The sequence below is a fragment of the Asanoa sp. NPDC049475 genome (assembly GCF_040676915.1).
Classification (GTDB): domain Bacteria; phylum Actinomycetota; class Actinomycetes; order Mycobacteriales; family Micromonosporaceae; genus Asanoa.
Window position 1 is genome coordinate 291,756 of sequence record NZ_JBFAPY010000001.1, and the last position, 26,863, is coordinate 318,618.

31 protein-coding genes are annotated in these 26,863 nt (G+C 69.8%); 17 read left to right on the plus strand and 14 right to left on the minus strand.

The window, feature by feature from the left end; all coding sequences use genetic code 11:
• Positions 1-84 precede the first annotated feature (84 nt).
• The gene (locus AB0J88_RS01360) at positions 85-588 is read left to right on the plus strand and encodes a DUF402 domain-containing protein (protein ID WP_364362157.1); all 504 of its coding nucleotides are present in this window, start codon (positions 85-87) and stop codon (positions 586-588) included.
• Here AB0J88_RS01360 and sigJ read toward each other — a convergent pair.
• A complete protein-coding gene (sigJ, locus tag AB0J88_RS01365) occupies positions 585-1,502 on the minus strand; it encodes an RNA polymerase sigma factor SigJ (RefSeq protein ID WP_364362158.1) in 918 nt (305 codons plus the stop codon). The two genes, AB0J88_RS01360 and sigJ, sit on opposite strands and share 4 nt — an antisense overlap.
• Positions 1,503-1,589: 87 nt before the next feature.
• On the opposite strand from sigJ, the gene AB0J88_RS01370 reads away from it, so the two are divergent.
• The 3 genes from AB0J88_RS01370 (at position 1,590) to AB0J88_RS01380 (ending at position 4,242) form a co-directional block, all read left to right on the plus strand.
• Entirely contained in the window at positions 1,590-2,459 is an 870-nt protein-coding gene (locus AB0J88_RS01370; RefSeq protein WP_364362168.1) for a PPK2 family polyphosphate kinase, read from the plus strand.
• 150 nt (positions 2,460-2,609) lie between these two features.
• Entirely contained in the window at positions 2,610-3,236 is a 627-nt protein-coding gene (locus AB0J88_RS01375) for a DUF47 family protein (protein ID WP_364362159.1), read from the plus strand.
• Between the two features lie 4 nt (positions 3,237-3,240).
• The gene (locus tag AB0J88_RS01380; protein ID WP_364362160.1) at positions 3,241-4,242 is read left to right on the plus strand and encodes an inorganic phosphate transporter; all 1,002 of its coding nucleotides are present in this window, start codon (positions 3,241-3,243) and stop codon (positions 4,240-4,242) included.
• Between the two features lie 239 nt (positions 4,243-4,481).
• On the opposite strand, the gene AB0J88_RS01385 is transcribed toward AB0J88_RS01380, so the two are convergent.
• Together AB0J88_RS01385 and AB0J88_RS01390 are read right to left on the minus strand one after the other, a co-directional pair.
• The gene (locus AB0J88_RS01385; protein ID WP_364362161.1) at positions 4,482-4,985 is read right to left on the minus strand and encodes a hypothetical protein; all 504 of its coding nucleotides are present in this window, start codon (positions 4,983-4,985) and stop codon (positions 4,482-4,484) included.
• Positions 4,986-5,055: 70 nt separating this feature from the next.
• Positions 5,056-6,018, minus strand: coding sequence for a Gfo/Idh/MocA family oxidoreductase (locus AB0J88_RS01390; RefSeq protein WP_364362162.1), 963 nt, complete (start codon positions 6,016-6,018; stop codon positions 5,056-5,058).
• 42 nt (positions 6,019-6,060) lie between these two features.
• Between AB0J88_RS01390 and AB0J88_RS01395 the strand changes: the two genes are divergently transcribed.
• Positions 6,061-6,879, plus strand: coding sequence for an NUDIX hydrolase (locus tag AB0J88_RS01395; protein WP_364362163.1), 819 nt, complete (start codon positions 6,061-6,063; stop codon positions 6,877-6,879).
• Here AB0J88_RS01395 and AB0J88_RS01400 read toward each other — a convergent pair.
• The 7 genes from AB0J88_RS01400 to AB0J88_RS01430 all read right to left on the minus strand — a co-directional run bounded on the left by AB0J88_RS01400 (position 6,866) and on the right by AB0J88_RS01430 (position 13,251).
• Positions 6,866-9,142 (minus strand): excinuclease ABC subunit UvrA, encoded by a 2,277-nt coding sequence (locus AB0J88_RS01400; protein WP_364362164.1) that lies wholly within the window; start codon positions 9,140-9,142, stop codon positions 6,866-6,868. The two genes, AB0J88_RS01395 and AB0J88_RS01400, sit on opposite strands and share 14 nt — an antisense overlap.
• A 21-nt stretch (positions 9,143-9,163) precedes the next feature.
• Positions 9,164-9,946: a hypothetical protein gene (locus tag AB0J88_RS01405; protein ID WP_364362165.1), complete on the minus strand. Its 783-nt coding sequence runs from the start codon at positions 9,944-9,946 to the stop codon at positions 9,164-9,166.
• 63 nt (positions 9,947-10,009) lie between these two features.
• Positions 10,010-10,333, minus strand: coding sequence for a DUF1416 domain-containing protein (locus tag AB0J88_RS01410; protein ID WP_364362169.1), 324 nt, complete (start codon positions 10,331-10,333; stop codon positions 10,010-10,012).
• Positions 10,334-10,338: 5 nt separating this feature from the next.
• Positions 10,339-11,187 carry a sulfurtransferase gene (locus tag AB0J88_RS01415; RefSeq protein WP_364362170.1) on the minus strand — a complete coding sequence of 283 codons (849 nt, stop codon included), beginning with the start codon at positions 11,185-11,187 and terminating at the stop codon, positions 10,339-10,341.
• Between the two features lie 162 nt (positions 11,188-11,349).
• Complete coding sequence (locus AB0J88_RS01420) at positions 11,350-11,427, minus strand: Ms5788A family Cys-rich leader peptide (RefSeq protein WP_331716730.1); 78 nt, start codon at positions 11,425-11,427, stop codon at positions 11,350-11,352.
• A gap of 79 nt (positions 11,428-11,506) precedes the next feature.
• Positions 11,507-12,211 carry a DUF2993 domain-containing protein gene (locus AB0J88_RS01425; protein ID WP_364362181.1) on the minus strand — a complete coding sequence of 235 codons (705 nt, stop codon included), beginning with the start codon at positions 12,209-12,211 and terminating at the stop codon, positions 11,507-11,509.
• Positions 12,212-12,348: 137 nt separating this feature from the next.
• Complete coding sequence (locus AB0J88_RS01430; protein WP_364362171.1) at positions 12,349-13,251, minus strand: hypothetical protein; 903 nt, start codon at positions 13,249-13,251, stop codon at positions 12,349-12,351.
• A 242-nt stretch (positions 13,252-13,493) separates the two neighbouring features.
• Here AB0J88_RS01430 and AB0J88_RS01435 point away from each other — a divergent pair, with 242 nt between their 5' ends.
• The 3 genes from AB0J88_RS01435 (at position 13,494) to mshD (ending at position 16,296) form a co-directional block, all read left to right on the plus strand.
• On the plus strand, positions 13,494-14,201 hold the full coding sequence (locus AB0J88_RS01435; RefSeq protein ID WP_364362172.1) for a response regulator transcription factor: 708 nt from the start codon (positions 13,494-13,496) through the stop codon (positions 14,199-14,201).
• 99 nt (positions 14,202-14,300) lie between these two features.
• Positions 14,301-15,356: a polysaccharide deacetylase family protein gene (locus AB0J88_RS01440; protein WP_364362173.1), complete on the plus strand. Its 1,056-nt coding sequence runs from the start codon at positions 14,301-14,303 to the stop codon at positions 15,354-15,356.
• Between the two features lie 16 nt (positions 15,357-15,372).
• Positions 15,373-16,296, plus strand: a complete 924-nt coding sequence (mshD, locus tag AB0J88_RS01445) for a mycothiol synthase (RefSeq protein WP_364362174.1) — start codon at positions 15,373-15,375, stop codon at positions 16,294-16,296.
• On the opposite strand, the gene AB0J88_RS01450 is transcribed toward mshD, so the two are convergent.
• Positions 16,288-16,785 carry an anthrone oxygenase family protein gene (locus AB0J88_RS01450; protein WP_364362175.1) on the minus strand — a complete coding sequence of 166 codons (498 nt, stop codon included), beginning with the start codon at positions 16,783-16,785 and terminating at the stop codon, positions 16,288-16,290. The genes mshD and AB0J88_RS01450 overlap by 9 nt on opposite strands.
• A 259-nt stretch (positions 16,786-17,044) precedes the next feature.
• On the opposite strand from AB0J88_RS01450, the gene pstS reads away from it, so the two are divergent.
• From pstS to pstB, 4 genes are read left to right on the plus strand one after another with little or no spacing between them, the layout of a single operon-like run.
• Complete coding sequence (gene pstS, locus AB0J88_RS01455) at positions 17,045-18,154, plus strand: phosphate ABC transporter substrate-binding protein PstS (RefSeq protein WP_364362176.1); 1,110 nt, start codon at positions 17,045-17,047, stop codon at positions 18,152-18,154.
• Positions 18,155-18,196: 42 nt separating this feature from the next.
• Positions 18,197-19,315, plus strand: a complete 1,119-nt coding sequence (gene pstC / locus AB0J88_RS01460) for a phosphate ABC transporter permease subunit PstC (protein ID WP_364362177.1) — start codon at positions 18,197-18,199, stop codon at positions 19,313-19,315.
• Positions 19,312-20,388, plus strand: a complete 1,077-nt coding sequence (pstA, locus tag AB0J88_RS01465) for a phosphate ABC transporter permease PstA (protein ID WP_364362178.1) — start codon at positions 19,312-19,314, stop codon at positions 20,386-20,388. Before pstC ends, pstA begins: the two co-directional genes overlap by 4 nt.
• Positions 20,389-20,407: 19 nt before the next feature.
• Positions 20,408-21,184, plus strand: a complete 777-nt coding sequence (gene pstB, locus AB0J88_RS01470) for a phosphate ABC transporter ATP-binding protein PstB (RefSeq protein WP_204082774.1) — start codon at positions 20,408-20,410, stop codon at positions 21,182-21,184.
• 58 nt (positions 21,185-21,242) lie between these two features.
• Here pstB and AB0J88_RS01475 read toward each other — a convergent pair whose 3' ends face one another.
• Both AB0J88_RS01475 and mtfM read right to left on the minus strand, forming a co-directional pair.
• Positions 21,243-21,836, minus strand: a complete 594-nt coding sequence (locus AB0J88_RS01475) for an FABP family protein (RefSeq protein ID WP_364362182.1) — start codon at positions 21,834-21,836, stop codon at positions 21,243-21,245.
• Positions 21,833-21,937, minus strand: a complete 105-nt coding sequence (gene mtfM, locus AB0J88_RS01480) for a small membrane protein MtfM (RefSeq protein ID WP_275408206.1) — start codon at positions 21,935-21,937, stop codon at positions 21,833-21,835. The genes AB0J88_RS01475 and mtfM overlap by 4 nt, the downstream gene beginning before the upstream one ends.
• Positions 21,938-21,960: 23 nt before the next feature.
• Here mtfM and AB0J88_RS01485 point away from each other — a divergent pair, with 23 nt between their 5' ends.
• Entirely contained in the window at positions 21,961-22,323 is a 363-nt protein-coding gene (locus AB0J88_RS01485; RefSeq protein WP_364362179.1) for a DsrE family protein, read from the plus strand.
• The gene (locus AB0J88_RS01490) at positions 22,323-22,949 is read left to right on the plus strand and encodes a class I SAM-dependent methyltransferase (RefSeq protein ID WP_364362180.1); all 627 of its coding nucleotides are present in this window, start codon (positions 22,323-22,325) and stop codon (positions 22,947-22,949) included. Before AB0J88_RS01485 ends, AB0J88_RS01490 begins: the two co-directional genes overlap by 1 nt.
• 158 nt (positions 22,950-23,107) lie before the next feature.
• Here the strand turns inward: AB0J88_RS01490 and AB0J88_RS01495 are convergent, their stop codons facing one another.
• Complete coding sequence (locus tag AB0J88_RS01495; RefSeq protein ID WP_364359786.1) at positions 23,108-24,541, minus strand: MFS transporter; 1,434 nt, start codon at positions 24,539-24,541, stop codon at positions 23,108-23,110.
• 130 nt (positions 24,542-24,671) lie between these two features.
• On the opposite strand from AB0J88_RS01495, the gene AB0J88_RS01500 reads away from it, so the two are divergent.
• From AB0J88_RS01500 to AB0J88_RS01510, 3 genes are read left to right on the plus strand one after another with little or no spacing between them, the layout of a single operon-like run.
• On the plus strand, positions 24,672-25,316 hold the full coding sequence (locus tag AB0J88_RS01500; RefSeq protein WP_364359789.1) for a helix-turn-helix domain-containing protein: 645 nt from the start codon (positions 24,672-24,674) through the stop codon (positions 25,314-25,316).
• A 19-nt stretch (positions 25,317-25,335) separates the two neighbouring features.
• Positions 25,336-25,767 (plus strand): Fur family transcriptional regulator, encoded by a 432-nt coding sequence (locus tag AB0J88_RS01505; RefSeq protein ID WP_364359792.1) that lies wholly within the window; start codon positions 25,336-25,338, stop codon positions 25,765-25,767.
• Entirely contained in the window at positions 25,764-26,849 is a 1,086-nt protein-coding gene (locus AB0J88_RS01510; protein ID WP_364359795.1) for a folate-binding protein, read from the plus strand. Before AB0J88_RS01505 ends, AB0J88_RS01510 begins: the two co-directional genes overlap by 4 nt.
• Positions 26,850-26,863: the final 14 nt, after the last annotated feature.

Below are 26,863 nucleotides of genomic sequence, written 5' to 3' on the forward strand. Positions count from 1 at the left end.
CCCCCCGACGATCCCCGCCCGCGCCACGTGCCGTTAACCCGCCGACGCGAGAGGCGTAACCCACGAATCGGTTAGGGTATTTACGTGTCGAGCGACAACGTCCGGGTGGTCTACCGCAAATATGACGGATCCGCCCACAGGGACTATCCCGCTCGTCGCCTAGCCGAAGACGACCTGGGCGTCTGGCTTGGCGTGACTCGTGGCACCGAGTCCGTCTACCACGGCCGGCCCTCCGTGGAGAAGATTCCCTTTGTGGTGCTTGTGCCGCATGACGCCTGGTGGAGCGGCATGTTCAACCCGCCGCCGCGCACGAGCGAGGTCTACTGCGACATCACCACGCCGGCCCGCTGGCGGGGCGACACCGTGCACCTGATCGACCTCGACCTCGACGTGGTGCGCCGCCGGGCGACCGGCTCGGTCGAGCTGCGCGACGAGGACGAGTTCGCCGACCACCGCGCCCGCTTCAGCTACCCCGACGACCTGGTCGCCAACGCCGAAGCCGCCGCGAAGCTGCTCTTCCAGGCCCTGGGCGACGGCACCGAGCCGTTCGCCACCGCGTACCGCAAGTGGCTCGCCCTGGTCGTCTAAGCCAGGACCCGCGCGATCTTCTCCGGATTGAGCTGGTTGTAGGCCGCCGTCACGCGCCCGTCGTCGATCGCGAACGAGAGCACCGACCGGAACGGCCGCCCGTCCTTGTAGGTCGCGTCGGCCAGCACGCCGATGCCGCCGTCGACCTCGACGAGCTCGAAGCGCAGGTCGCTCGTCTCGTTCGGCAGGATCCGCAGCAGGCCGAGCACGAAGGTGCCTACCCGCTCGGCGCCGACGATCGGCTGGCGGGCCGCCGGGAAGTGGCCGCCGGAGTCGCCGACGAAGATTACGTCCGGTGCCAGCACGGCCATCAACCGGTCGATGTCGCCGGTCTGGGTCGCGTCGAGGAACGCCTCGACCACCTGCCGCTGCTCCGCGCGGGAGGCCGTGTTGCGCGGCGCGCCGTCGGTGACCGCGCGGCGGGCGCGGGAGGCGAGCTGGCGGGCGGCCGGCACCGTGCTGCCCATCGCGGCCGCGATCTCGTCGAAGGGCACACCGAACGCGTCGTGCAGCACGAACGCCACCCGCTGCTCCGGGGTGAGCCGCTCCAGCACGACCATCAGCGCGGTGCCGAGCTCCTCGCCGAGCACCGCACGATCGGCCGGGTCAGGGGCGAAGTCGCCGGGACCCAGCCGCGTCACCACGGGTTCCGGCAACCACTGACCGGGGTACGCCTCGCGGCGCACGCGGGCCGACCGCAGCACGTCCAGGCAGATCCGGGCGGTCGTCGTGGTCAACCAGCCCCGCAGGTCACGGATCTCCGCGCGGGCGGCCGGGTCGGTCAGGGCGCCTGAGCAGCGCAGCCAGGTCTCCTGCACCACGTCCTCGGCCTCGGCCCGGCTGCCCAACATGCGATAGGCGACCGAGGTCAGATGGTCACGCTCGGCTTCGAACTCGCGCGCAAGGTCTTGCATGCCGGCCTCCCCTTGTGGGCATTCTGCCAGCGTCGGCATTGCCGCCGGCCGTCGCCTACGCACGTGGAGTGAGCGGATATGCCCGATATGCGGAGCCTGTTGCGCGTGCGTTCCGAGAGCCCTGACGTCCCGATCGACCTCGGCGCGATCGACCCGAAGTCGACCCCGGGACTGCCGGGCCGCAAGGTCACCGGCCGGGAGCCGAGGGCGTGGGCGCGGGCCGAGGTCGAACGGATCGGCGGGGAACTCGCCGCCCAGCAGGAGATGCTCTTCGCACAGGCGACGGTGGAGCCCCGGCTCGGCCGGTCGGTGCTGCTGGTGCTCCAGGCGATGGACTGCGGCGGCAAGGACGGTGCGGTCAAGCGGGTCGCCGGCGCGATGAACCCACTGGGCCTGCACATCAAGGCGTTCGGACCGCCGACCCCGGACGAGCGGCAGCACGACTTCCTCTGGCGGATCCGCAAGTCGCTGCCGCCGGTTGGCTACGTCGGCGTGTTCAACCGCTCGCACTACGAGGACGTGCTGGTCGTGCGGGTCAACGGGCTCGCGCCGGAGTCGGTCTGGCGGCCCCGCTACAAGAAGATCAACGATTTCGAGCGCAAGCTGACCGACGCCGGCACGACGGTGGTCAAGGTGATGCTGCACATCTCCCGCGAGGAGCAACGGGAGCGGTTGCTGCAGCGGCTGGTCGACCCGACCAAGCAATGGAAGTTCAACCCCGACGACCTGGACTCTCGAGCCCGCTGGGACGACTACCAGGCCGCGTACGCCGAGGCCCTCGCCCGCTGCGACTCCGACAGCGCTCCCTGGTACGTGCTGCCCGCCGACCGCAAGTGGTACCGGGACTGGGCGCTGTCCCACCTGCTCCGCCAGACGTTCGCCGAACTGGACCTCAGCTACCCCCAGCCGGACTACGACTTGGCAGCGCAGCGGCGTCGGTTGGAAGCGGACGGTTGACCTAGATGAACAACAGGTGAACCAGAGGTTGCGGTCGGATAGACCCTGGTAGCCCCGCGAAATAAGCGATCCGAGGTTTCCTAGCATTCGTTGAACGCGTTCCCCGGCGGCGCGTCCGGATACCCCCTTCGACGCGACGAGGTCCGTGCCGTGAAGTTCACTTTCCGTCCAAACGACGGCGCTTTTTACGAGCTCTTCAGCAGAGCTGCGGACAACCACGTCCGTGGCACCGAGCTCCTGCAGGAACTGGCGCTGCCCGGCGTCGACGTGCAGTCGGTCAGCGAGCGACTCACCGAGGTCGAGCACGACAGCGACCAGATCACGCACGAGCTGTACCAGAAGATCAACTCGACGTTCGTCACCCCGTTCGACCGTGAGGACATCTACCGGCTGGGCTCGCTGCTCGACGACGTGATGGACCACCTCGAAGCGGTCGGCAGCCTGCTCTACCTCTACGGGCTCACCAAGCTGCCGGCGCTGCCGCGGGAGATGCACGAGCTGGTCGAGGTGCTGGACCAGCAGGCCAAGCTGACGGCCGAGGCGATGCCCCGGCTCAAGTCGATGAAGGACCTCGAGGACTACTGGATCGAGTGCAACCGACTGGAGAACGAGGGCGACCGGGCGTACCGGATGCTGCTCGTCAGGCTCTTCTCCGGCGAGTACGACGCGCTCACCGTGCTCAAGATGAAGGAGGTCGCCGACGAGCTCGAAGCGGCGTGCGACTCCTTCGAGCACGTGGCCAACACGGTCCAGACGATCGCCGTCAAGGAATCCTGAACCGTTGGACGCTCCGCTTATCGCCGTCCTCGCGGTGATCCTCGTCGCGCTGGCCTTCGACTACACGAACGGCTTCCACGACGCGGCCAACGCGATCGCCACCAGCGTCTCGACCCGGGCCCTGACCCCGGGCGTGGCCCTGCTGATGGCCGCCATCGGCAACTTCATCGGCGCCCACTTCGGTGAGAAGGTCGCCAAAACCGTCGGCAGCGGGCTGGTCAACCTGCCCACCGGCTCCGGCAGCCTGGGCGTGGTCTTCGCCGGCGTGGCCGGCGCGATCGTCTGGAACCTGATCACCTGGTACTTCGGCCTGCCCTCGTCCTCGTCCCACGCCCTGATCGGCGGCCTGGTCGGCGCCACCCTCGCCGCGTCCGGCACGGTGCTGTGGGCCAAGGTCATCGACAGCGTCGTGCTGCCGATGGTGCTCTCGCCGCTGGTCGGCTTCGCACTCGGCTACATCGTGATGCGGTTGATCAGGTTCTTCTTCCGGAACGGCCAGCCGAGCAAGCTCAACCGCGGGTTCCGCTGGGCGCAGACCGCGTCGGCGGCCGCGATGTCGGTCGGCCACGGCATGCAGGACGCAGCCAAGACGATCGGCATCATCGTGCTCGCGTTGTACGTCGGCGGCCACCAGAGCGACCCCGGAACGATCCCGGAATGGGCGTTCTGGACGTCGGCGTCGGTGCTCGCGCTCGGCACGTACGCGGGCGGTTGGCGAATCATCCGCACCCTGGGCCGCCGCATCATCCACCTCGGCCCACCGGAGGGCTTCGCGGCGGAAACGGTCGCGAGCGGCGTGCTCTACTTCAACGCCCTGGTCCTGGGCGCCCCGATCTCGACCACCCACACGATCACCTCGGCGATCATGGGCGTGGGCGCGACCAAGAAGCTCTCCGCGGTCCGCTGGGGCGTGGCCGGCAACATCGTCGGCGCCTGGATCCTGACCTTCCCCGCCGCCGGCGCCATGGCCGCCCTCACCTACTACGCGGTCAGGCCGATGTTCTAAGAGAAGGTCCTGTTCAAGAGCCGGATCATGACTCGGGTCCGCAGTGGTCCGGACCGTTCCTCCCGCGAGGGAGCGCTCCGCTGCGCTCCGCTGCCAGGTCCGCGGTTGGCACACGCGGGCCCGCGGTGGTCCGGACCCGCTCTTGGCGCGAGGCACCTCGCGGTTGCCAGGCTCCGCGCTGGCGGTGGTCCGGACCCTTCCGGGCTGTTGCGGTGCCTCGGTCCGCGGTTGGCAACGGTCTAGCGGGAGTCCTTGCGGACCTGGACTGCTTTCGTGGCTGATCTGGTGGTGGCGTGGCGCCTGATGCGGTCGGGGGTGCGGCGGCTCCGGTCGGCGACCTGGTCCTCGCGTGGGTCGCGGCGGCCACGTGAGGACGCCGGGACGGGCGGCGGGGTGAACTGGGCCGCGCGGGCCTCGGCGATCCGCTCCGCCTTGAAGGCGCGCGCTGCGGCCCGGGCGGCCGTCGCCAGGCGGCGGCTGACCCGGGCCAGGGCCTCCTCGAAGACCTCGGCCTTGTTGCGGTCGCGGCTGCCCCGCGGGTAGGCCTTGCCCCGGCCGCGGGTGTCCTTGACCCGGACGGCCGAGGCGCGGCGGTAGTTCTTCACGTACTTGTCGCGGGCCCGGCGCACCCTGGTGTGCAGCTCCACCAGCTCGTCCTCGTCGAGCGGGGCAAGCTGGTCCGCCGTCGTCTCGTGGACCAGGAGCTGCTCGTTCTCCGTCAACGTGCCGACAAGCGCCTGCATGGTGGCCCCCCAAGAAGCGAAGCTTTCTCCTCATCTTGGCCGGGGGAGTGGCCGCTCGGGCCGGTTTGAGCTAGTACGTGACCCCGATCTGGGCGCGGATCTCGTCCAGCAGGCCCATGACCTCGAGCGTCGTGTCGTGCGGGATCAGCGGGCTCTCGATCAGGCCCGCCTCCAGGCAGCGCTGCACCTCCATCGCCTCGAACTGGTAGCCCGCTCCGTCCTGGGCCCGGGTCACCGTCTCCGGCTCCGCGCCCGGCCGGTGCAGCGTGTAGCTCGTCGCGTGGAAGAAGGACGGCAGGTCGATCCGCCCGAGAGTGCCAGTGATCGTCGTCTGGGTGCTGGTCGTGCCGAGCAGGCCGCAGGTCAGCGTGGCCACCGCGCCCGAGTCGTAGCCGAAGACGATAGCGGTGTTCTCGTCGGTGCCTTCCGGTCCGATCTTGGCCCACGACCGGATGTGGTCCGGGGCGCCGAGCACGAGGTGGGCCATCGTGACCGGGTAGACGCCCAGGTCCAGCAGCGCTCCGCCGCCCAGCTCCCGGGCGCGCAGCCGGTGTGACGACGGGAACGGGCCGTAGACGCCGAAGTCGGCCGACAGGGTGGTGACCTCGCCGATCACGCCGTCGGCGATGAGGTCCAGGACCGCGCGTACGGTCGGGTTGACCCGGGTCCACATGGCTTCCATGAAGAACACGCCGGCTGCCCGCGCCGTGTCGACGAGCTCGGCGGCGCTGGCGCGGTCGAGGGTGACCGGCTTCTCGCAGAGCACCGGCTTCCCAGCCCGCAGGCAGACCATGGCCGCCTCGAAGTGGGCCGAGTGCGGGGTCGCGACGTAGATCGCGTCGACCTCGGGGTCGGCTGCCAGCTCGGCCCACGACCCGTACGCCCGGGGAGCGTCGAACCGCGCGGCGAACGACTTGGCCGACTCGATCGACCGCGACCCGACGGCAACCAGCGAAGCGCCGGGCGCGTAGCGCAGGTCGCCCGCGAACTTGGCGGCGATCCCGCCGGTCGCGAGGATTCCCCATCTCGTCATGGCCCGCACGCTAGCCCACCTCGCGGCCGATAGGCTCGGCCGGTGGTCGAGGAGTTCGCAGTGCCACCCCAGATCGCCGACCACGCGCGGCGGTTCGTGGCCGAAGGCAGGACACCGGCGACGCCGAGGCTGGCGGCGACCGTGCTCCTGCTGCGGCCCGCCCAGGACGGCGGGTTCGAGGTCTACCTGATCCGCCGGGTCGCCGCGATGGCCTTCGGCGGCATGTACGCGTTCCCCGGCGGCGGCGTCGACCCCAGCGACTCCCAGGCCGACCTCGGCATCGACCCGACCGACCTGGCCGCCCGGCTGGCCACCGACCCCGAGCGTGCCCAGGCGATCGTCTGCGCGGCGGCCCGCGAGGTCTTCGAGGAGGCGGGCGTGCTGCTCGCCGGCCCCACCGAAGACAGCGTGGTCGGCGACGTCAGCGGCGACGACTGGGAGGCCGCCCGGCACGCGCTGGTCGGCCGCGACCTCGGCTTCGCCGACTTCCTCAAGACGCGCGACCTGACGCTGCGGGCCGACCTGCTGGCACCGTGGAGCCGCTGGATCACGCCGGAGTTCGAGCCGCGCCGGTTCGACGCCTACTTCTTCGTCGCGGCGCTGCCCGGCGGCCAGGTCACCCGCGACGTCTCCGGCGAGGCCGACCACACCATGTGGATCCGCCCGGCCGAGGCGGTGGCCCAGGCGCGGCGCCGCGAGGTGGCGATGCTGCCGCCGACCGTCATGACGCTCCAGCAGGTCGCCGACTGCCCCGACATCCCGGCGGTGTTCGCGGCCGCCGCCCGCCGCGAGCCGGCCGCCGCGATGATGCCGACGATCGACCTCGCCGCGGACGGCGGCCCACGCTTCAGGTACGGCTGAACGCCTCCAGGTCGCGCCGCACCGCCGCGGCCGTGTGGGTGTCGGCCTCGAGGAGGTCGGCGGGTGTGCCGGTGAACAGCACCTCGCCGCCCTTGGTGCCGCCTTCCGGCCCGAGGTCGACGATCCAGTCCGCGTTCTTGATGACGTCGAGGTTGTGCTCGATCACGACCACGGAGTTGCCCTGGTTGACCAGCCGGTCGATGATTCCCAGCAGATGCTGGATGTCGGACATGTGGAGGCCCGTGGTCGGCTCGTCCATCACGTACACCGTGCCGGTCTTGTGCAGTTCCGTCGCGAGCTTGATGCGCTGGCACTCGCCGCCCGACAGCGTGCTGAGCGGCTGGCCGAGCCGCAGGTAGTCGAGCCCCACGTCGTTGACCGCGGACAGGATGGTGCGCAGCTTCTTCTCGGTGAAGAACTCCGCCGCCTCGGCCGCCGTCAGCTCCAGCACGTCGGCGATCGATTTGCCGCGCAGGTGGTAGTCGAGCACCTCCTGCGAGAACCGGCGCCCGTGGCAGACCTCGCACGGTGACTTGAAGCCCTCCATGAACCCGAGGTCCGTGTAGATGACCCCGAGGCCCTGGCAGTTGGCGCAGGCGCCCTTGGAGTTGAAGCTGAACAGCCCCGCGTTGACCCCGTTGGCCTTGGCGAACAGCCGCCGGATGTCGTCCATCAGGCCGGTGTACGTGGCCGGGTTCGACCGGATCGAGGCGCCGACCGCCGACTGGTCGATGTTGACCGCGTCCGGGAACTGGCCGAGGAAGACCTCGTTGACCAGCGTGCTCTTGCCTGACCCGGCGACGCCGGTGACCACCGTCAGCACGCCGGTCGGGATGTCGACCGTGACGTTGCGCAGGTTGTTGAGCGTCGCACCGCGGATGGTCAACGCTCCCGTGGGAGTGCGGGCCGACGTCTTGAGCGGCAGCGCGTGCCGGATGAACCGGCCGGTCAGCGTCGGCGCCGACGCGAGCTCGGCGAAGCTGCCCGCGAAGACCACCTCGCCGCCGTGCGTGCCGGCCTTGGGACCCAGGTCGATGACGTGGTCGGCCACCGCGATCACGTCCCGGTCGTGCTCGACGACCAGCACGGTGTTGCCCTTGTCGCGCAGCTTGACCAGCAGCTCGTTGAGCCGCTGCACGTCGTGCGCGTGCAGGCCGATGCTGGGCTCGTCGAAGACGTACATCATGTCGGTCAGGCTGCTGCTCAGGTGCCGGACCATCTTGATCCGTTGCGACTCGCCGCCGGAGAGGCTGGTCGTCTCGCGGTCGAGCCGGATGTAGCCGAGCCCGATGGTCACGAGGTTCCGCACGCGGTCGGTGAGGCTCTCGACCACCTGGGCGCCGGCGCCGTGCACCGTTCCGGCCAGCTCGCCGAGGGTCGCCAGCAGCGACGTCGCCTCCATCGCCAGCAGGTCGGTGATGTGGTAGCCCGCGACCTCGACCGACAACGCCGCCTGCGTCAGCCGCGCGCCCTTGCAGAGCGGGCACGTGCCCGTGGTGACGAAGCGGAGGAGGCTCTCGCGGTTGCGGTCGGACATCGCGCCGATGTCCTTCTTGACGTAGAGCCGGGTGAACTTGTCGACCAGGCCTTCGTACGTCGTGTTGATCTTGCCGCCCTGCCATTCGACCGGAACCTTGCCGGTGCCGTGCAGGAACACCTCCCGTTCCTGGTCGGTGTAGTCGCTCAACGGCTTGTCCGCGTCGAACCAACCCGACATCAGGTACGTGCTCAGGTACCAACCGCCGACCGCGAAGTCGGGGTGCAGGATCGCGCCCTCGTTGAGGGACTTCGACGGGTCGAGCAGCTTGTCGAGGTCGACCGTGGTGACCCGGCCGAGCCCCTCGCACTCGGGGCACATGCCCTGGGGGTCGTTGAACGAGAACGCTGTCGATGACCCGATCCGCGGCTGGCCGACCCGGCTGAAGAGCAGCCGGACCAGCGGGTTGATGTCGGTGATGGTGCCGACCGTCGAGCGCGAGCTGCCGCCGAGCCGCTTCTGGTCGACGATGATCGCGGCGGACAGGTTGGCGATCGAGTCGACGTCGGGATGGCCGTAGCTCGGCAGGAAGTTGCGGGCGAACGCGGTGAAGGTCTCGTTGAGCTGCCGCTGGGCCTCGGCGGCGACGGTGTCGAACACCAGTGACGACTTGCCCGAGCCGGAGACACCGGTGAACACGGTGATCCGGCCCTTCGGGATCTGGACGGTGACGTCCTTGAGGTTGTTTTCGCGGGCTCCGATGATCTCGATGTGGTCAGTCAGCACCCGTACACTGTACGGAACGCGTCAACAGAGTTTGGTCACGTAGACCCGGGCGTCGTCGTCCGACGCCGGAAGCACGGCGACCGCTTCGCGTGCACCCCGGCGATAGGCGTAGACCTCGGCGGTGTCGACGACCGCGACACCCTTGTCGTGCTCCCGCGCGGTGGCCGGATCGACCTTCACCCCGTGGCCGACCGCCGACGCCGTCGTCGCGGGCTCGCCGGACGGGCAGCGACCGAACGCGACGGTCGGTGCCTCGACCGACGTGGCGCCGAGGACGGACAGGACCTCACCCGGCAGGGCGTCCTCCGGGCGTTCCGGCAGCAGCGAGACGAGGTCGACGTCCGTCGGCCGGCAGCCGGTCGTCACCGTCACCTGCACCTCGCCCGCGGAGATGACCTTGCCGCGCAGGGCCACGAACTCGCCGGCGTCGGCCCGCAGCGCCTTGCCGTCGGCGCTCACCTCCGCCTCGTAGGCCGCGGGATAGCCGGTGCCGAGCCGGCCGAGCAGGCCGGCGGCGTCCTTGGTGAAGAAGCGGACGACGCCGGTCGCGGTCGCGCCGTCGCGGAACGGCGTGATGCGGCAGCCCTTGTCCACCGTGATCGGCGTGATCACCGGAACGGCGTCAGGCCCGGCCTGGGCGACGCTGTTGCCCAGCGCCTCGCTGACGATCCGCATCGCCGCGGCCACGTCGCGCTGCTCGCGCACGGTCGGCTCGTCGGTGCGGTGGGACACCACGGCGAGCACGCCGAGCACCAGAGCCCAGGCGGCCAGGCCGCCGACCACCCAGAGCCGCCGTCGTGTCACCGGGCCATGGTGACACGACGGCGCCCCGGCCGATGGCCGGGGCGCCGTCGAACAAGCGAAAGGTCAGCCGACCTGGACGCCGGTCTCGGTCACACCGCGAGCGGCGGTGACCGTGGTGTCGCCGTTGCCGTGCCGGGACAGGGCGCGCAGCGTCCACGTGCCCGGTGCGGCGAAGAACCGGAACTGGCCGGCCGGCGAGGTGACCACCTCGGCGGCGAACTCACCGGTCGCGTCGAGCAGCCGGACGTACGCGCCGCCGACCGCGGAACCGTCGGCCGCCGTCACGATGCCGGTGATCACGGTTTCCTTCTCGAGGTCGACGCTGGCCGGCAACGGCGCCGACTGGTCGGGCGCCGCGCAACTGGCGTCGACAGGAACGGTCGTCATCGTGGTCACGCCTTCCCCGGCTCGTCGCCGAGCGCGACGGGCACGCCGACGAGGGAGCCGTACTCGGTCCAGGAACCGTCGTAGTTCTTCACGTTGGAGTGCCCGAGCAGCTCCTTGAGCACGAACCAGGTGTGCGAGGAGCGCTCGCCGATCCGGCAGTAGGCGATCGTGTCCTTGCCGTCGTCGAGACCGGCGGCCGAGTAGATGGCCCGGAGCTCGTCGTCGGTCTTGAAGGTGCCGTCCTCGTTGGCGGCCTTGGACCACGGCACCGACACGGCGGTCGGGATGTGGCCACCACGCTGCGCCTGCTCCTGCGGGAGGTGCGCCGGAGCGAGCAGCCGACCCGCGTACTCGTCGGGCGAGCGCACGTCGACCAGGTTCTGCGTGCCGATCGCCTTGACGACCTCGTCGCGGAAGGCCCGGATCGTGGTGTCCGGCTCCTGCGCCGAGTAGGTGGTCTGCTCACGCGTCGGCAGGTCCTTGACCAGTGGCCGGGCGTCGAGCTCCCACTTCTTGCGGCCACCGTCGAGCAGCTTGACGTCGCCGTGGCCGTAGAGCTTGAAGTACCAGTACGCGTACGCCGCGAACCAGTTGTTGTTGCCGCCGTAGAGGACCACGGTGTCGTCGTTGCCGATGCCACGCGCGGAGAGCAGGGCCTCGAACTGCTCCTTGTTGACGAAGTCCCGGCGGACCGGGTCCTGGAGGTCGTTCTTCCAGTCCAGCTTGATGGCGCCGGGCAGGTGGCCACCGTCGTAGGCGTTGGTGTCCTCATCGACCTCGACGAAGACCACGCCGGCGGCGCCGAGGTTCTTCTCGGCCCAGTCGGCCGAAACGAGTGCGGTGTCGCGACTCATCAGTTCACTCCTGTGTGTGGACGGAGGTGGTGGTGAGTCAACGCGCGCGGGGAATCTGGATATCGCCGCTCACGCGCGTGACCCAGGATTAGGGATCACGGGTTGAGCGACGGCGGCACTGCCGGGCGGGAAAGGGAAAGAGCAGACCTCAGCGCGCCGCCGTCAGATGACGGGGCGACACAGGCAGGTGGCCACGCGGCACAGGTCGACCGCGCGCCGTTTGGTGAGGAACGTCCCCATGGGGATGAAGGCTACCAGCAGTGCACTCCGAGGTCACCGGGCTGACCACCATCCGGGAGTGACGGCCGGGTGACTCGGGTCACCCGTTCAGCGGCACGTCCTTGGCCGTGGCGGTCACGGCCAGCCCGTCCGTGGTGGGCTCGACCTTCTTGAGCTCCATGTTGAAGGGCAGCGCGGGAACATCCACGTTGATCGAGATCCGCTGGATGAAGTTGGCGACGACCTGCTGCGCGAGCGGCACGGCCGGCAGTCCGTCCGCGGTGGCGTCCTTGAGGTTGATCTTGATCTGGCGGCCCTGGACCGACAGCTCGGCGGCGCCGTTGACGGTGAACCGCTGGCCGAGGACCTCGACCGGGGCACTGGCGAGCAGCTTGCCCTCGCGCTCGGAGAGCTTGAGCCCGGGCTGGTCGATCAGGGCGGTGACGCTCTCGTACGTGATGGTCCCGGTGCCGTCGACGGTCTTGGCGATCACGTCGCCCTGCCCGCTGCGCAGGGTGTCCAGCGAGGCGGCCACGTCGCGCGCCACCACGTCCAGCCGAGGCAGGTTGACCGCGTTGCCGTCGACGTCGCCCTTCACGTCGCGCATGACGATCGAGATCTCCTCGTAGTTGCCCTTCAGCACCTGGGTCAGGAACGGGAAGCCGCCGACCGACACCTCCGGGGGCGCCGACTGCACGTTCTGCGCGGCCACTTCGTTGCTGACCTGCTCGGCGATCTTCTTCTCGGCGAAGTTGGCGGCCACCCGGTCACCCACGACCAGGATCCCGGCGATCACGATCAGCATCACGAGCAACGTGATCAACACGCGCCGCCCGCGGCGACGGCGTGGGCGGGTTTCCTCCGCGTAGTAGGTGGTCGTCACCGTTCCTCCTCGTTGTTGGTTTCCTCCTTACCCACGCGGGTCAAGTCAGGAACGCTGGCTCAGGTCAGGAACAACACCGTCATGGCGTACGCCGCCGGCGCGGCCAGGGCGAAGCCGCCCAGCGGCCCCTGCATGTGCCGGGCCACCCACAGCGTCGGCCGGTCGCCGGCCATCTGCCGCCCGGCCTCGGAGTAGTCGGCCGCGAGGTCGGCGAGCACGGCGAAGACCGCGGCCACCAAACCGACCACCGCGGCGCTGCTCGGGCTGAAGGTGAACAGGAACGACCCGATGACGGCGCTGAGCAGGGTGCCGGCCATCGCACCGAAGATCACACCGCTGGCGCCGCGGGGCACCTGGGGTGCCAGCCTCGGCTTCGGATAGACCGCGTCGGCGATCCGGGCCACCATCAGCGCGACCGCGCTCGCCGTGACGCACACCAGAATCACCTGGGTGCCGAGCGGGATCCGGCTCAGCATGACCAGCGAGGCGAACGCGACCACGCCGAGGACCAGCACCATGGTCGAGCGCAGTGACTCGCTGATCCGCCGCCGGTCGTCGGGGCGGATGGCCTGGATGGCCACCGCGACCACCAGCCCGACCAGCCCGATCAGGCCGAGCGTGCCCAGCCCGGGCTCCGGCGAGTTGACCGCCCGCAGGTCGCTCCAACCGGCCACGACCAGACAGACGCCGCCGACCGCCAGCAGCGCCGGCGGGCGGGTGGCCATCAACCAGGCGAGCACGAAGAGCACCTGGACGCCGGCCAGCATGAGGGCGAACGGCACCCGCGCGCCCGGGCTCGACGACTGGGCGCCGAAGATCAGGCCGATGCCGACCAACCCGGAGAAGACCGCGATCGCCACGGACAGCGCGGGCCGGACCGGCGTGATCTCTATCTCTTCGAGATCATCGTCGTCGGGAGCGCCGGCGTCGGCCGAGGTCGCCGGGGAAGTCGAGGGGAACACGGTCCGATCGTGCCAGACCCGCTCCAACCACGCGCACGTCGCGGGGTCGGATCGGCCGAACGCCTGAATGAACGGACGGACACCGGACGGTTACAGCCGTCTCATCGGTTAAGCTCGGTTCGACTCGTCGAGGGCGTTTACGCAGGCGTAACACGACTGAGCGAGGCTGGCACCACCCCGTCAGCGAAGCCGGGTTCCCCGCCGCGGCCGCAGTGCCGCGTTAAGACGGAGGTGACTGACGCGTGGAGATCCTGCTACTGGTGACCGCCCGCGCCGGTGAGCCGGCGAGCGTGCTGGGCGCGCTCGATCTGCTCCCGCACTCGGTCCGCACCGCGCCGCGCGACGTGCGCACGCTGGTCAATGGCCCCAGCCCCGATGCCGTGATGGTCGACGCGCGCTCCGAGCTGTCCGAGGCCAGGGCGACCTGCCGGATGCTGCACGCGACCGGGTTGGGTGTCCCGCTGATCGCGGTGGTCACCGAGGCCGGGCTGATCGCGCTCAACGCCGACTGGGGTGTCGACGACGTGATCCTGGCCAGCGCCGGTCCCGCCGAGGTCGAGGCCAGGCTGCGGCTGGCGGTCGGCCGGATGACCAACGCCACGGCCGCCGCCAACGGGCTGATCCGGGCGGGCGAGCTCTCGATCGACCCGGACACCTACGCGGCCAAGCTCAAGGGTCGCCCGCTCGACCTGACCTACAAGGAGTTCGAGCTGCTCAAGTTCCTCGCCCAGCACCCGGGCCGGGTGTTCACCCGCGACCAGCTGCTGCGCGAGGTCTGGGGCTACGACTACTTCGGCGGCACCCGCACGGTCGACGTGCACGTGCGGCGGTTGCGGGCCAAGCTCGGCTCCGAATACGAGTCGATGATCGGCACCGTGCGGCAGGTGGGCTACAAGTTCGTCGTGCCACCCACGCGCTCCCTTCCCGACAACGAGCTCCTGTCGGTGTGAATCCGAGAGTCGCCGAGGCCGCCCCGTAACTTCGGGGCGGCCTTTCTCGTTTGTCCAGGTTTGAGCACCTAAAACACGAAAAATCCATACGCTGACTTTGTGAAGATCGGACCCACCACCAGGACCATCGCGATCGTCACGGTCATCGTCTCGGCGATCATGAGCAGCTCGTACCTCATCGGGAACTCTTCCCAGCAGGATCACGAGCAGGGCAGGACGGCGGCCGGCGGCTACGACAGCGGCGCCGCGCGAGGCGAGCGCCACCGCGGCGCCGCGGACGACGGGCTCGGTGTGCCGGCATCACCGTCGGGCCGTGAGCGGGCCAAGCAGAACGCGGCCACCAAGCCACCGCCGAAGCCGGACACGCCACCGCCGTCCACCGCCGCACCGGGTGGTCCCGGACCGGTCCACCAGGAAGTGCCGGCCCTGCCGCCGCTGCCCGCCGTGTTCGACCAGCGGGTCGTGGTCGGCCCTGGCAAGCCCCCGCTGATGCCCGACAAGGCCGGGCCGTTCGGCAGCCGGATGACCACGGGCACGCTCCAGGTGGCGCTGACCTTCGACGACGGCCCCGATCCGAAGTACACGCCCGAGGTGCTCGCGCTGCTCGACGAGTACCAGGTCAAGGCCACGTTCTGTCTGGTCGGGGAGATGGTCGTCCAGTTCCCGGCGCTGGTGCGGGAAATCGTGGATCGGGGCCATACCCTCTGCAACCACACCTGGAACCACGACGTCACGCTCGGCACCAAGAGCAAGGCGGTGATCCGGGCCGACATGCAGCGCACCAACGACGCGATCCACCAGGCGGTGCCGGACGCCAAGATCTCGTACTTCCGGCATCCGGGCGGTGCCTGGACCCAGGCGGCGGTCGACGTCGCCAAGGAGCTGGGGATGTCGTCGCTGCACTGGACGGTCGACCCGCAGGACTGGACGAAGCCGGGTGCGAAGAGCATCGAGCAGACCGTCGCCACGGGCACGGCCATCGGCTCGATCGTGCTCATGCACGACGCGGGCGGCGAGCGGGAAGGCACCGTCACCGCGCTCAAGACGCTGCTGCCGGATCTGGAGAAGCGGTTCGCGCTGGCGGCGCTGCCACCGGGCATCGACGAGCCGAAGCGCCACGGCATCGAACTGCCCATCCACGCCGGACAGAAGTGACCGCTACCGTGATCACGTGACTGTGATCCGGCTCGACCGCCTCGACACCTCGGAGGTCGCCGCGGTGCTCGACCTGGCCTCGCGAGCCGGCGACACCGACGGCGCCTACCCGTTCTCCGAGCACGTGGTGCTGCACATCCGGCACGGCGGCGAGCAGGCGGCCGTACACCTGCTGGTCCGTGATCCGGACGGGTCGCTCGTGGGCTACGCGCACGTCGACACCACCGACGAGGTCGAGGGTGCCGCCGCCGAGCTCGTCGTGCACCCGCTGCGCCGCCGGCACGGCCTCGGACGGGAGCTGGTCAACGCGGCCATCGACGCCGCGAACGCCGCCGGGTCGCGGTCGCTGCGGCTCTGGGCACACGGCGACCACCCGTCGGCCGGAGCGCTGGCCGTCGAGCTCGGCTTCACCCGGGCCCGCGTGCTGTTCCAGATGCGCCGCTCGCTGTTCGCGCCGTTGCCCGAGCGGGAGCTGCCGGCGGGGGTCAACCTCCGCGCCTTCGAGCCGGGCCGCGACGAGGAGGACTGGGTGCGGGTCAACGCCCGCGCCTTCGCCCACCACCCCGACCAGGGCCGGTGGACCATCGACGACCTGCGCATCCGGATGGCGGAGCCGTGGTTCGACCCGGCCGGCTTCCTGCTGGCGGTCGACTCCGACACCGGGGCGCTGCTCGGGTTCCACTGGACCAAGGTGCACGGGCAGGGCGCACACCAGCACGACCCGATCGGCGAGGTGTACGTGGTCGGCGTCGACCCCGACGCGCAAGGTCGCAAGCTGGGCGGCGCTCTGACCATCGCCGGGCTGCGCCACCTGCGCGGGGCCGGGCTGGACCAGGCGATGCTCTACGTCGACGAGTCCAACACCGCCGCGTTCCGGCTCTACACCGGGCTCGGCTTCGCCGTGTGGTCGACGGACGTGAGCTACCGCCGCTCAGAGTGAGCGGCCGTACTCGGCCAGTGCGCCGATCAGGCTGACGAACGCCGCGAGGCACAGCCACGTGCGCACGTGGTTCCAGCGCACCCACTTCGCCTCGAACGCCGCCCGTACCGCGTGCGGGTCGGTCATCCTCTCCGGGTCGCCGTCGGCCACCAGCGCGTTGTTGAGCGGCACGTTGACGCCGAACGTGATGCCGAGCTGGATCGCGTAGAGGACGGCTGCGACGACGATCCACCACACTGTCCGTTCACCGGTGTTCAGGCCGAGCGCGACCAGGGTGAAGAGCATGGCGCCGCCGAACGAGAACGCGAAGAGGCCGTTCAGGATCTTGATGTTGATCTCGCGCATGGCGACGACGAAGGTACGGTCGTCGGTGGCCGCGAGGCCGCGCATCACCGCCACGCCGAACGTGTAGAAGAGGCCGGCGGCCAGCCCGGTGGCCAGCACCGCCAGCGCGAGAGAACCGCCACGGACGGTCAGCACGTCAGTCATACCTGTGAGTCTGTGCGGACCAGGGACATCGAGCCATCGCTCAGGCGCTCGCGCGCATACGCCGTCGTCTGTGGCCGGTTAACGGAATCGACATCCATGGCTCAGCAGGTAGCCACCCGCGCGGCCGGAGCTGTTCACCCCACGTTCACTCGGGCCCGGGGAGTCGGCTACCTACCCCTCCTAACTTCGCTGGTAGCACCGGGGGCAGCACGCTTCCGGGCCCAACCGAGAAACCTCGTTTCGAAGGGATATCCCTCAGGTGAAGCTCCAGCGGCACGGCACCATCGCCTGCCTTGCTCTGACGGCGGCGCTCGCGCTCAGCGCGTGTGGCTCGGACAACGAGGCGCCGACCACGCCTGGTGCGTCCGGCGGCGCTTCCTCCGCAGCGGCCGACTGCGCGACGGGCACGCTCAACGCGTTTGGCTCGTCCGCGCAGAAGAACGCCGTCGACGAGTGGCGCAAGGCCTACCAGCAGCTCTGCACCGGCACGACCATCAACTACGAGCCCAACGGCTCGGGTGCCGGCATCCAGTCGTTCATCGCCAAGACGGCTGACTTCGCGGGTTCGGACTCGGCGCTCAAGGAAGAAGAGCAGCCGCAGGCCGACGCCCGGTGTGGCTCCGGCCCGGCGATCCACCTCCCCATGGTGATCGGCCCGGTCGCGGTCGCCTACAACCTGCCCGGCGTCGACGGCCTGCAGCTCAAGCCCGACACCCTGGCGAAGATCTTCAACGGCAGCATCAAGAAGTGGGACGACGCCGCGATCAAGGCCGACAACCCGAGCGCGACGCTCCCGTCGACCAACATCCAGACCGTTCACCGGTCGGACGAGTCGGGCACGACCGACAACTTCACCAAGTACCTGAGCACCGTCTCCCCGTCCAACTGGACCTTCGGCAACGCCAAGGCGTGGAAGGCCCCGGGCGGCACCGGCTCCAAGGGCTCGGACGGCGTCGCGACGTCGGTCAAGGGCGCCGAGGGCACGATCGGCTACATGGAGTGGTCGTACGCGGAGAACGGCGGCCTGTCCAAGGCCAAGATCGCGAACGGCGCCGGTGAGTTCACCGAGCTGACGGCCGACGCGGCCGGCAAGACCATCGCGGGCGCCGAGGTCACCGGCACCGGCGACGACCTCAAGATGAAGATCGACTACGCCACCAAGACCCCGGGTGCCTACCCGATCGTCCTGGTGACCTACGAGATCGTCTGCAGCAAGGGCACCCCGGCCGACAAGCTCGCGCTGGTCAAGGGCTTCCTGAACTACGCCGCCAGCGCCGAGGGCCAGGGCTCGCTGACCGAGCTGGGCTACGCGCCGCTGCCGACCGAGGTGCAGACCAAGGTCCAGGCCTCGATCAAGAACCTCGCCTGAGCTAAGTCCTAGGAACCGAACGAAGACGAAACGAGCGAGCGAATGGCCGACAGGCACTCCCGCTCGGCCGACGTCAGCACCGGGGGGCCGGGTGTGACTTCCAGTCACGCCCGGCCCGTCGGCGCAACCGCGTCGACCGGCGTTCTCGACGGGCAACCGGGTGGCAACGCCCCGGTGCCGCCGGACTTCCGTACCAACGGTGGCGGGCTGGGCGGCGGCGGGGCACTGCCGCGCCGCAAGGGGTTCGGCGCCGAGTCCATGTTCCGCGGGCTCACGCTGGCCGCCGGCACGATGGTCCTGGTCATCATCGTGGCGATCACGGTCTTCCTGATCGCGAAGGCCGTGCCCGCGCTGCGCGCGGACGACGCCAACTTCCTCACCGAGACCGACTGGTTCGCCAACGAGAGCCCGCCGCGGTTCGGCATCGCGGCGCTCGCCTACGGCACGGTCATCAGCGCCGTGATCGCCCTGGTCGTGGCGGTTCCGGTCGCCCTGGGCATCGCGCTCTACCTGTCGCACTACGCGCACCAGCGGATCGCGACGGCGCTGGGCTTCATGATCGACCTGCTGGCGGCCGTACCCAGTGTGGTCTTCGGTCTGTGGGGTCTGATCGTCTTCGTCGAGCCGGTCCGGGACTTCTCGGTCTGGCTCAACAAATACTTCAGCTGGATCCCGCTCTTCGGCGGTGACGGCCCGTTCGGCCGCTCCCTGATGCTCGGCGGCCTGGTGCTCGCCATCATGGTGCTGCCGATCATCACCTCGCTCTCCCGCGAGGTGTTCATGCAGACGCCGACCGCCAACGAGGAGGCGGCGCTGGCCCTGGGCTCGACCAAGTGGGAGATGATCCGCACCGCGGTCCTGCCCTACGGCCGGCCCGGCGTGATCGCCTCCGTGATGCTCGGCCTCGGCCGCGCGCTCGGTGAGACCATCGCGCTCGCGATGACGCTCGGCTTCATCAACGAGATCAGCCCGAACATCATCAAGAACGGCGGCAACACGATCGCCGCCAACATCGCCAACGGCTTCGGCGAGGCCGGTGAGCTTGGCCGCGGCGCGCTCATCGCGTCGGGTCTCGTGCTGTTCACGATCACCCTCATCGTCAACATGATTGCCCGGGCGATCATCTACCGGCGTCGCGAGTTCACGGAGTCCGCCGCATGACGTCTACGACGCTTCCCGCTCCGGGGCAGGCTCCCAAGCTGCACACCAAGAAGCTGCCGGCCGTCGCCTTCCTCGGCGTCGCGGTCGTCGCGCTCGGTCTCGGTGCCGCTCTCTCCTACGGCACCGGCATCGGCGGCTGGGTTCTCGCGCTGGTCATCGGGCTGATCCTCTACCTGGTCGGCATCTTCGTCGCGGTCAACGCGGTCGAGGGCCGGCGCTCGGCGCGCAACCGCACCTGGAGCGCACTGATCCACTCGGCGTTCGTGCTCGCGGTGCTGCCGCTCATCTCGGTCGTCTGGACGCTCATCTCCAAGGGCGTGGAGCGCCTCGACGGCGACTTCTTCGGCTCGTCGATGAACAACATCGGCGCCCGCGACCCGAACGGTGGCGCGTACCACGCGATCATCGGCACGCTGGAGCAGGTCGGCATCGCCGCCCTGATCACCATCCCGCTGGGCGTACTCGGCGCGATCTACATCGTGGAATACGGCCGCGGCCGGTTCACCTTCCTGATCCGGTTCTTCGTCGACGTCATGACGGGCATCCCGTCGATCGTCGCCGGCCTGTTCGTGCTGGCGTTCTGGGTGCTGATCGTCTCGCCGTGGTTCAACGACGGCGCTCCAGCGTTCTCGGGCTTCGCGGCCGCGTTGGCACTGAGCGTGCTGATGTTGCCGACGATCGTCCGGTCGACGGAGGAGATGCTGCGCCTGGTGCCGGCACCGTTGCGCGAAGGCTCCTACGCCCTGGGCGTGCCGAAGTGGAAGACCATCCTGAAGATCGTCATCCCCACGGCGCTGCCCGGCATCGTCACCGGCATCATGCTGTCGATCGCCCGCGCCGCCGGCGAGACCGCCCCCGTGCTGCTGGTCGCGGGCGGCAGTGCCGCGATCAACTTCAACCCGTTCGACGCGCAGCAGGGCTCGCTATCGCTGTTCGTCTTCCAGCAGGCCGGCGACGCCTCGCGCTTCGCACCGGCGCGTGCCTGGACCGCGGCGCTCACCCTGGTGGCGCTGGTCCTCATCCTCACCATCGCGGCGAAGCTGCTCGCCCGCCGCAACCGCATTCCGCGCTAGCAACCCGAAGGACTGACAAATGGCCAAGCGTGTCGAGGCGACCGGGGTCACCGCCTACTACGGTTCGTTCAAGGCGATCGACAACATCAACCTGCGGGTTGAGCCGAAGACGGTGACCGCGTTGATCGGTCCGTCGGGTTGTGGGAAGTCGACGTTCCTGCGTTCGATCAACCGGATGCACGAGGTGTTGCCGGGTGCTCGGGTCGAGGGTTCGTTGACGGTCGACGACGAGAACATCTACGACAAGGACGTCGACGTCACGGCGGTACGCCGGATGATCGGCATGGTGTTCCAGCGGCCGAACCCGTTCCCGACGATGTCGATCTTCGACAACGTGGTGGCGGGGTTGAAGCTCAACGGTGTGCGGCGTAAGTCGGTGTTGCAGGACGCGGCGGAGAAGGCGTTGCGGTCGGCGAACCTGTGGGACGAGGTCAAGGACCGGTTGGGCAAGCCGGGTGCGGGCCTGTCGGGTGGTCAGCAGCAGCGGCTGTGCATCGCGCGGACGATCGCGGTCGAGCCGCAGGTGGTGCTGATGGACGAGCCGTGCTCGGCGTTGGACCCGATCTCGACGTTGGCGATCGAGGACCTGATGTTCAAGCTGAAGGACCGCTACACGATCATCATCGTCACGCACAACATGCAGCAGGCGGCCCGCGTCAGCGACCGCACGGCCTTCTTCTCGATCGAGCGCACCGGCGACCCGGGCCGCCTCATCGAGCACGACTCGACGCAGAAGATCTTCAGCAACCCGAGCCAGAAGAAGACCGAGGACTACATCACGGGCCGCTTCGGCTGAGCCTGGTTCTCCTGCTGTTCGGCCCGCGACTTCTCGGTCGCGGGCCGAATGCGTTCGGTCAGCCGCCGACGCGGGTGAGGCGGGCCGACAGGTGCGGCGACATCGGCTGGCCGAGGGCCGCCATGTCCTGCGCGTAGAGCAGGGCGCCTTCGACGATGCCGTAGAGGCGGTGGCCGGCGGTCACCTCTTTGGCGGTCGGCGTGCGCAGGACCAGGTCCGTCGCCATCTCGACGCGGGTGCCGTCGATCTTGCCGATGTGCATCTCCATGATGCCGCTCGGCGTGGTGATCAGCGCCTCCAGCTCGCCGGTGCCCCGGCCGTCGACCATCACCGGGCGCCACCAGCCGGTCTCGCGGCCGGCCGGCTTCACCGGCAGGTTCTCCTCGTTGATCACCCAGGCGCGCGACTCGTAGTAGAGGAACGGCCGCCCGTCGTGGGTGATCTTGATTTCCTGGCCGTAGTCGAAGTCTTCGATCGTCGGGAAGCCACCACGCCCGCGACCGCGCCACAGGCCGATGTACGGCAGCAGCGGCTGCAGCGCCGGGTGCAGGTCAGGCCCTTCGCGCAGGTCGTACGTCTCCACGAACGGATACGGATCCACCGGCGGGGCGTTGAGCCACGGCGGGGGTTCGATCGGGTTCTCGTCGGTCACCATCTGCCCCTTGCTACGCGTGCTGCCAGGTAGACCAGACCACCCGCCAGCGCGCCGAAACCTGCCACGAGCAGGCTTACGAACCCGATCTCGGTCACCACGTGCACGATCCTATGCTGAGCCGATGGCTCGTACCCTGATCGTCAAGGTCACCGCCGGAGCGGACGCGCCGGAGCGGTGTGCCCAGGCCTTCACCGTCGCCGCGACGGCAGTTGCCGCCGGGGCCGACGTCTCATTGTGGCTGACCGGTGAATCGTCCTGGTTCGCGCTCCCCGGTCGGGCGGAGACCTTCGAACTGCCGCACTCGGCACCGCTCCAGGATCTGCTCGCCGCCGTGCTGGCCGCCGGCCGCGTCACCCTCTGCACCCAGTGCGCCGCCCGCCGGGAGATCACCGAGGCTGACGTGATCCCGGGCGTACGCATCGCGGGCGCGGCCGCCTTCGTCGAAGAGGCCCTGACCGACGGAGCCCAGGCGCTGGTCTACTGATGGCCCGCGACTGGGTCGACTGGCACACCGGCTACGCGGACCCGGACTCCACGATCTCGCGCCGACTGGTCGCGGTGCGGGAGCAGATCCGCCTGGCCCTGGACGAGGCCCCACCCGGCCGCATCGGCGTGGTGAGCATGTGCGCGGGTGAGGGCCGGGACCTCCTCGGGGTCCTCGCTACCCACCCGCGCGCCGCCGACGTCGACGCGCGCCTGGTGGAGCTCGACCCGGTGCTGGCCGACCGCGCCCGAGCCACGGCAGCGGGTCTCCCGTCGCGAGTAGAGGTGATCCAGGCCGACGCGGCTCTGACCGACACGTACACGGGTGCGGTCCCGGCGCAGGTGGTCCTGTTCTGCGGAATCTTCGGAAACATCTCGGACGAGGACATCGCGACAACGGTGGCGGCAGCACCGGAGTTCGCGGCGCCCGGCGGAGTCGTGATCTGGACCCGCCACCGCCGCGAACCCGACCTGGTGCCCCAGATCCTGGACTGGTTCGCCGCGGCGGGCTTCGAGCCACTCTCGGTCTCACCACCGGACGCCGACTACGGCGTCGGCGCCCACCGCAACACGGGCCCGCCCCGCCCCCTCGTCCCGGGCCGCCGCCTCTTCAATTTCCAGCGCTGACGAACCGGACACCCTCCGGGGTGTCTTCCACCGGCTTTGCTCTGCACCCATATACGCACCGCAGGTCAGAGCGGTGGTGCGTATATGGGTGCAGAGCAAAGGCTCCAGAAAACAGCGCCCTCTCCGGTGGGAGGGGGCGCTGTTCGTTCAGGTGATCGTCAGGCGCGGGCCTTGCGGGGGAGCAGGAAGCCGAGGGCGAAGGTGATCGCGGTCAGGGCCAGCGCGATCAGGGTCACCCGTTCCACGCCCACGTCGATGCGGCCGAAGAAGACCGTGCCCAGGACCGCTACGCCGAGGACCGCTCCCAGTTGTTGCAGCGACTCCAGGATGCCCGCTGCCGAGCCGACCTCGTCGTCGCGGACCTCGCCCATGATGATGCCGAACAGCGGCACGAAGATCATGCCCATGCCGATTCCGTAGACCAGCAGCGGCACCAGGAGTTGGCGGATGCCGAGGTCGTCCAGCTGGAAGACCGGGTACAGCGCCGCGGTGCCGACCAGCATCAGGGCCAGTCCGATGTGCAGGATGTGCCGGCCCAGGCGGTTCGTCATCGTGCTGCCGAAGCCCGAGCCGACGAACGCGCCCACTGCCCAGGCCGCCATCGTCAGGCTGGCCTTCATCGGGCTGTAGCCGAGCACCAGCTGCAGGAACATCCCGACGGCCAGCGAGAAGCCGGCGATGGCTCCGAAGAAGAAGATCACGAAGAGCACGCCCGAGGCGTACGAGCGGCGCGTGAAGACCCGGAGCTCCACCAGCGGGTCGCGGCCCGAGCCGGACCGGCGGACCTGCCGCACCGCGAACGCCACCAGGACCGGCACCGCGGCCGCCATCATCGCGAACGTCCACATCGGCCAGCCCAGCTCGCGGCCCTGCATCAGCGGGAAGACCAGCAGCAGCAGGCCGATCGCCGCGGCCAGGGCGCCGCTCACGTCGAGGCGGGTGCGATCGCGCTGGGCGGTCGCGGTCGGCAGTGCGGCGCGGCCGGCCAGCAGTGCGAACAGGCCCAGCGGCAGGTTGATCGCGAACACCATCCGCCACCCGGTGCCGAACAGGTCCGCGTCGATCAGCGCGCCGGCCACGACCGGGCCCAGGATCGTCGAGAAGCCGATGATCGGGCCGAAGGTGCCGAACGCCTTGCCGATCTCGTGCGGCGGGAAGAGGTCGCGGATCAGGCCGAAGCCCTGCGGCACCATCACGGCCGCGAACAGGCCCTGCACCACCCGCGCGGCGATCAGGCTCTCCGGCGACCAGGCGACCGCGCACATCAGCGACGCCGCGACGAAACCGACCACGCCGACCAGCAGGACGCGGCGCCGGCCGAACATGTCGCCGAGCCGCCCGCCGGTGAGCAGGCCGACCGCCAGAGCCAGCGTGTACGAGGCGGCGACCCACTGCAGGCTCGTGTAGCTGCCGCCCAGCGAGGCCTGGATCGCCGGCGCGCCGACGTTGACCACCGTGGTGTCTAGCAGGTTCATGATCGTGGCGGCCAGGATCGCGAAGAGGCCGAGCCAGCGGCGGGAACGGACCGGAGCGGCGGCGACCGGTGCGGCCGGCGGAGTGACGGTGACGGGATCCAGGACGACGGTGCTCACGGCTACCTCCGAGACGGAGCGGAATGAACTGTTCCGCCATCAGGCTAGCAGAGCGGAACGATCTGTTCCACGGTATAACCGAGAAACAGAACAGAATTTTTCGTTCCGTTCGAGTGGTAGTGTTGTACGCATGACGACCGTCCCGCTGAGTGGCCGCCGCGCCCAGGCCGCCCGCAACGACTCGGTGATCCTCGATGCCGCGCGCGAGGTCTTCATCGCCGACCCCAGTGCGCCGATCGCCGCCGTGGCGCACAAGGCCGGCGTCGGCATCAGCGCGCTCTACCGCCGCTATCCGAGCAAGGAGGAACTGCTGGCCAAGCTCTGTCTCGACGGCCTGCTGCTCTATGTCGAGCTCGCCGAGGAGGCCAACGCGGCCCTGGACGCGGGTGCCGACCCGGCAGAGACCTTCAAGACGTTCATGGTGCGGGTCGTCGACGCCGACACGCACTCGCTGACCCAGAAGCTGGCCGGAACGTTCGAGCCGACCGAGGAGCACACCCGCAACGCCATTCGGGCCGGCGAGCTCAACCAGCGGCTCGTCGAGAGCCTGCACGAGGCCCGAGTGGTCCGACCTGACCTCGCGCTGGCCGATCTCGGGCAGATCTTCGAGATGATCGCCGCGATCCGGTTCGGCGACGACCAGCGCCGCGGCGAGCTTCGGCGTCGCTACCTCGGACTGCTCATGGCCGGCCTGTTCCAGCCCGACGCGGCACCGCTGCCCGGGCCCGCGCCGTACGTGGGTGAGTTCGCGAACCGCTGGGCCAAGACCAGTTAATGCGGCGAACTATTATTCGATGGTGTCGGATTCCTCGCTTGCTGAAGTGCTCCGGGCGCGTGGGCTGCGATTGACAGCGCAGCGGCAGCTCGTCCTGGAGGCCGTCTACGAGCTGGGGCACGCGACACCGGAGCAGGTGCACAACGCGGTCCGCGAGACCGCCGCCGGTGTGAACATCACCACCATCTACCGCACCTTGGAACTGCTCGAGGACCTCGGGCTGGTTACCCATACGCACCTCTCGCACGGATCACCGACGTACCACGCGGCTGGGAACCACCAGCACGTCCACCTGGTGTGCCGGTCCTGCGGAGAGGTCACCGAGATCGAACCGTCGGTCCTCCAACCACTGGTGGACCAGCTCGCCGCGGAGCGCGGGTTCCGGGTCGACGTCGGGCACGTGGCGCTGTTCGGCGACTGCGGGGCTTGTGAGGGGCGGGAGCAGGGATGATCGACGCACCGGGCGCGGTGGCCATCGAGGCCATCGACGAGGAGAGCGCGGACCGGGGAGTGGCCGCACACTACGGCGACCCCGTGCGCGAGCAGCGGCTGCTGGCCGACGACGTCGCGCTGGTCGACCGGTCCAACCGTGGCGTGATCGCCGTGCCGGGCGAGGAGCGGGCCTCCTGGCTGCACACGCTGACCACCCAGCACCTGGCCGACCTGCGCGCCGGGCAGGGCAGCGAGCTGCTGGTGCTGTCGCCGCACGGGCACGTCGAGCAGCACGCGCTGGTCGCCGAGGACGGCGAGACCACCTGGCTCGACACGGAGCCGGGCGCGACCGCGGGCTTGCTGAAATACCTCGAGATGATGCGGTTCTTCACCAAGGTCGACCCGCGCGACGCCACCGCCGAATACGCGATGTTCGCCCTGGTCGGCCCCAACGCGGTGCCGGCCGCCGCCAAGCTCGACGAGAGCCTGGGCACGCTGGCGGCACCCGACGCGGTCGCCGTGCCGGGCGCCAAGTTCTCCGCCGGTGACGCGCCGCCGCGGCCGACCACGATCTACGACGTCCGCGCGCTGCCGGGTGGTGGCTGGGCGCGTCGCACCGCGCTCGGCGTCGACGTGCTGGTGCCGCGCGACCAGTTCGCCGCGACGACCCGCAAGCTCCTCGACGCGGGCATCGCGCCGGCCGGTCTCTGGGCGTACGAGGCGACCCGGGTGGCCGCCCGCCTGCCGCGGCTCGGCTGGGAGACCGACCACCGCACGATCCCGGCCGAGGTCGACCTGATCGGCCCGGCCGTGCACCTCGACAAGGGCTGCTACCGGGGCCAGGAGACGGTGGCCCGGGTGCACCACCTCGGCCGGCCGCCGCGCCGGCTGGTGCTGCTGCACCTCGACGGCGTGACCACCGACCAGCCGCCGGCCAAGGGCACCGAGGTGACCTCCGACGGCCGCACGGTCGGGTTCGTCGGCACCGCCGTGCGCCACCACGAGCTCGGCGCGGTCGCGCTGGCCGTACTCAAGCGCAACGTTCCCGACGACGCCACGCTGCGGGTCGGCGAGTCCACGGCGGCGATCGACCCTAGCTGAGCCTCCGTTTAGGC

What these genes read in the sequence shown, in the direction of transcription:
- AB0J88_RS01420 (WP_331716730.1), bottom strand. Translation starts at nt 11,427, where the DNA reads ATGGGGACGTTCCTCACCAAACGGCGCGCGGTCGACCTGTGCCGCGTG.
- AB0J88_RS01425 (WP_364362181.1), bottom strand. Translation starts at nt 12,211, where the DNA reads ATGCTGATCGTGATCGCCGGGATCCTGGTCGTGGGTGACCGGGTGGCC.
- AB0J88_RS01450 (WP_364362175.1), bottom strand. Translation starts at nt 16,785, where the DNA reads ATGACTGACGTGCTGACCGTCCGTGGCGGTTCTCTCGCGCTGGCGGTG.
- AB0J88_RS01490 (WP_364362180.1), top strand. Translation starts at nt 22,323, where the DNA reads ATGGCCCGCGACTGGGTCGACTGGCACACCGGCTACGCGGACCCGGAC.
- AB0J88_RS01500 (WP_364359789.1), top strand. Translation starts at nt 24,672, where the DNA reads ATGACGACCGTCCCGCTGAGTGGCCGCCGCGCCCAGGCCGCCCGCAAC.
- pstA (WP_364362178.1), top strand. Translation starts at nt 19,312, where the DNA reads ATGACGTCTACGACGCTTCCCGCTCCGGGGCAGGCTCCCAAGCTGCAC.
- pstB (WP_204082774.1), top strand. Translation starts at nt 20,408, where the DNA reads ATGGCCAAGCGTGTCGAGGCGACCGGGGTCACCGCCTACTACGGTTCG.
- AB0J88_RS01505 (WP_364359792.1), top strand. Translation starts at nt 25,336, where the DNA reads ATGGTGTCGGATTCCTCGCTTGCTGAAGTGCTCCGGGCGCGTGGGCTG.
- AB0J88_RS01410 (WP_364362169.1), bottom strand. Translation starts at nt 10,333, where the DNA reads ATGACGACCGTTCCTGTCGACGCCAGTTGCGCGGCGCCCGACCAGTCG.
- AB0J88_RS01390 (WP_364362162.1), bottom strand. Translation starts at nt 6,018, where the DNA reads ATGACGAGATGGGGAATCCTCGCGACCGGCGGGATCGCCGCCAAGTTC.
- AB0J88_RS01415 (WP_364362170.1), bottom strand. Translation starts at nt 11,187, where the DNA reads ATGAGTCGCGACACCGCACTCGTTTCGGCCGACTGGGCCGAGAAGAAC.
- pstC (WP_364362177.1), top strand. Translation starts at nt 18,197, where the DNA reads ATGGCCGACAGGCACTCCCGCTCGGCCGACGTCAGCACCGGGGGGCCG.
- AB0J88_RS01485 (WP_364362179.1), top strand. Translation starts at nt 21,961, where the DNA reads ATGGCTCGTACCCTGATCGTCAAGGTCACCGCCGGAGCGGACGCGCCG.
- AB0J88_RS01385 (WP_364362161.1), bottom strand. Translation starts at nt 4,985, where the DNA reads ATGCAGGCGCTTGTCGGCACGTTGACGGAGAACGAGCAGCTCCTGGTC.
- AB0J88_RS01510 (WP_364359795.1), top strand. Translation starts at nt 25,764, where the DNA reads ATGATCGACGCACCGGGCGCGGTGGCCATCGAGGCCATCGACGAGGAG.
- AB0J88_RS01370 (WP_364362168.1), top strand. Translation starts at nt 1,590, where the DNA reads ATGCGGAGCCTGTTGCGCGTGCGTTCCGAGAGCCCTGACGTCCCGATC.
- sigJ (WP_364362158.1), bottom strand. Translation starts at nt 1,502, where the DNA reads ATGCAAGACCTTGCGCGCGAGTTCGAAGCCGAGCGTGACCATCTGACC.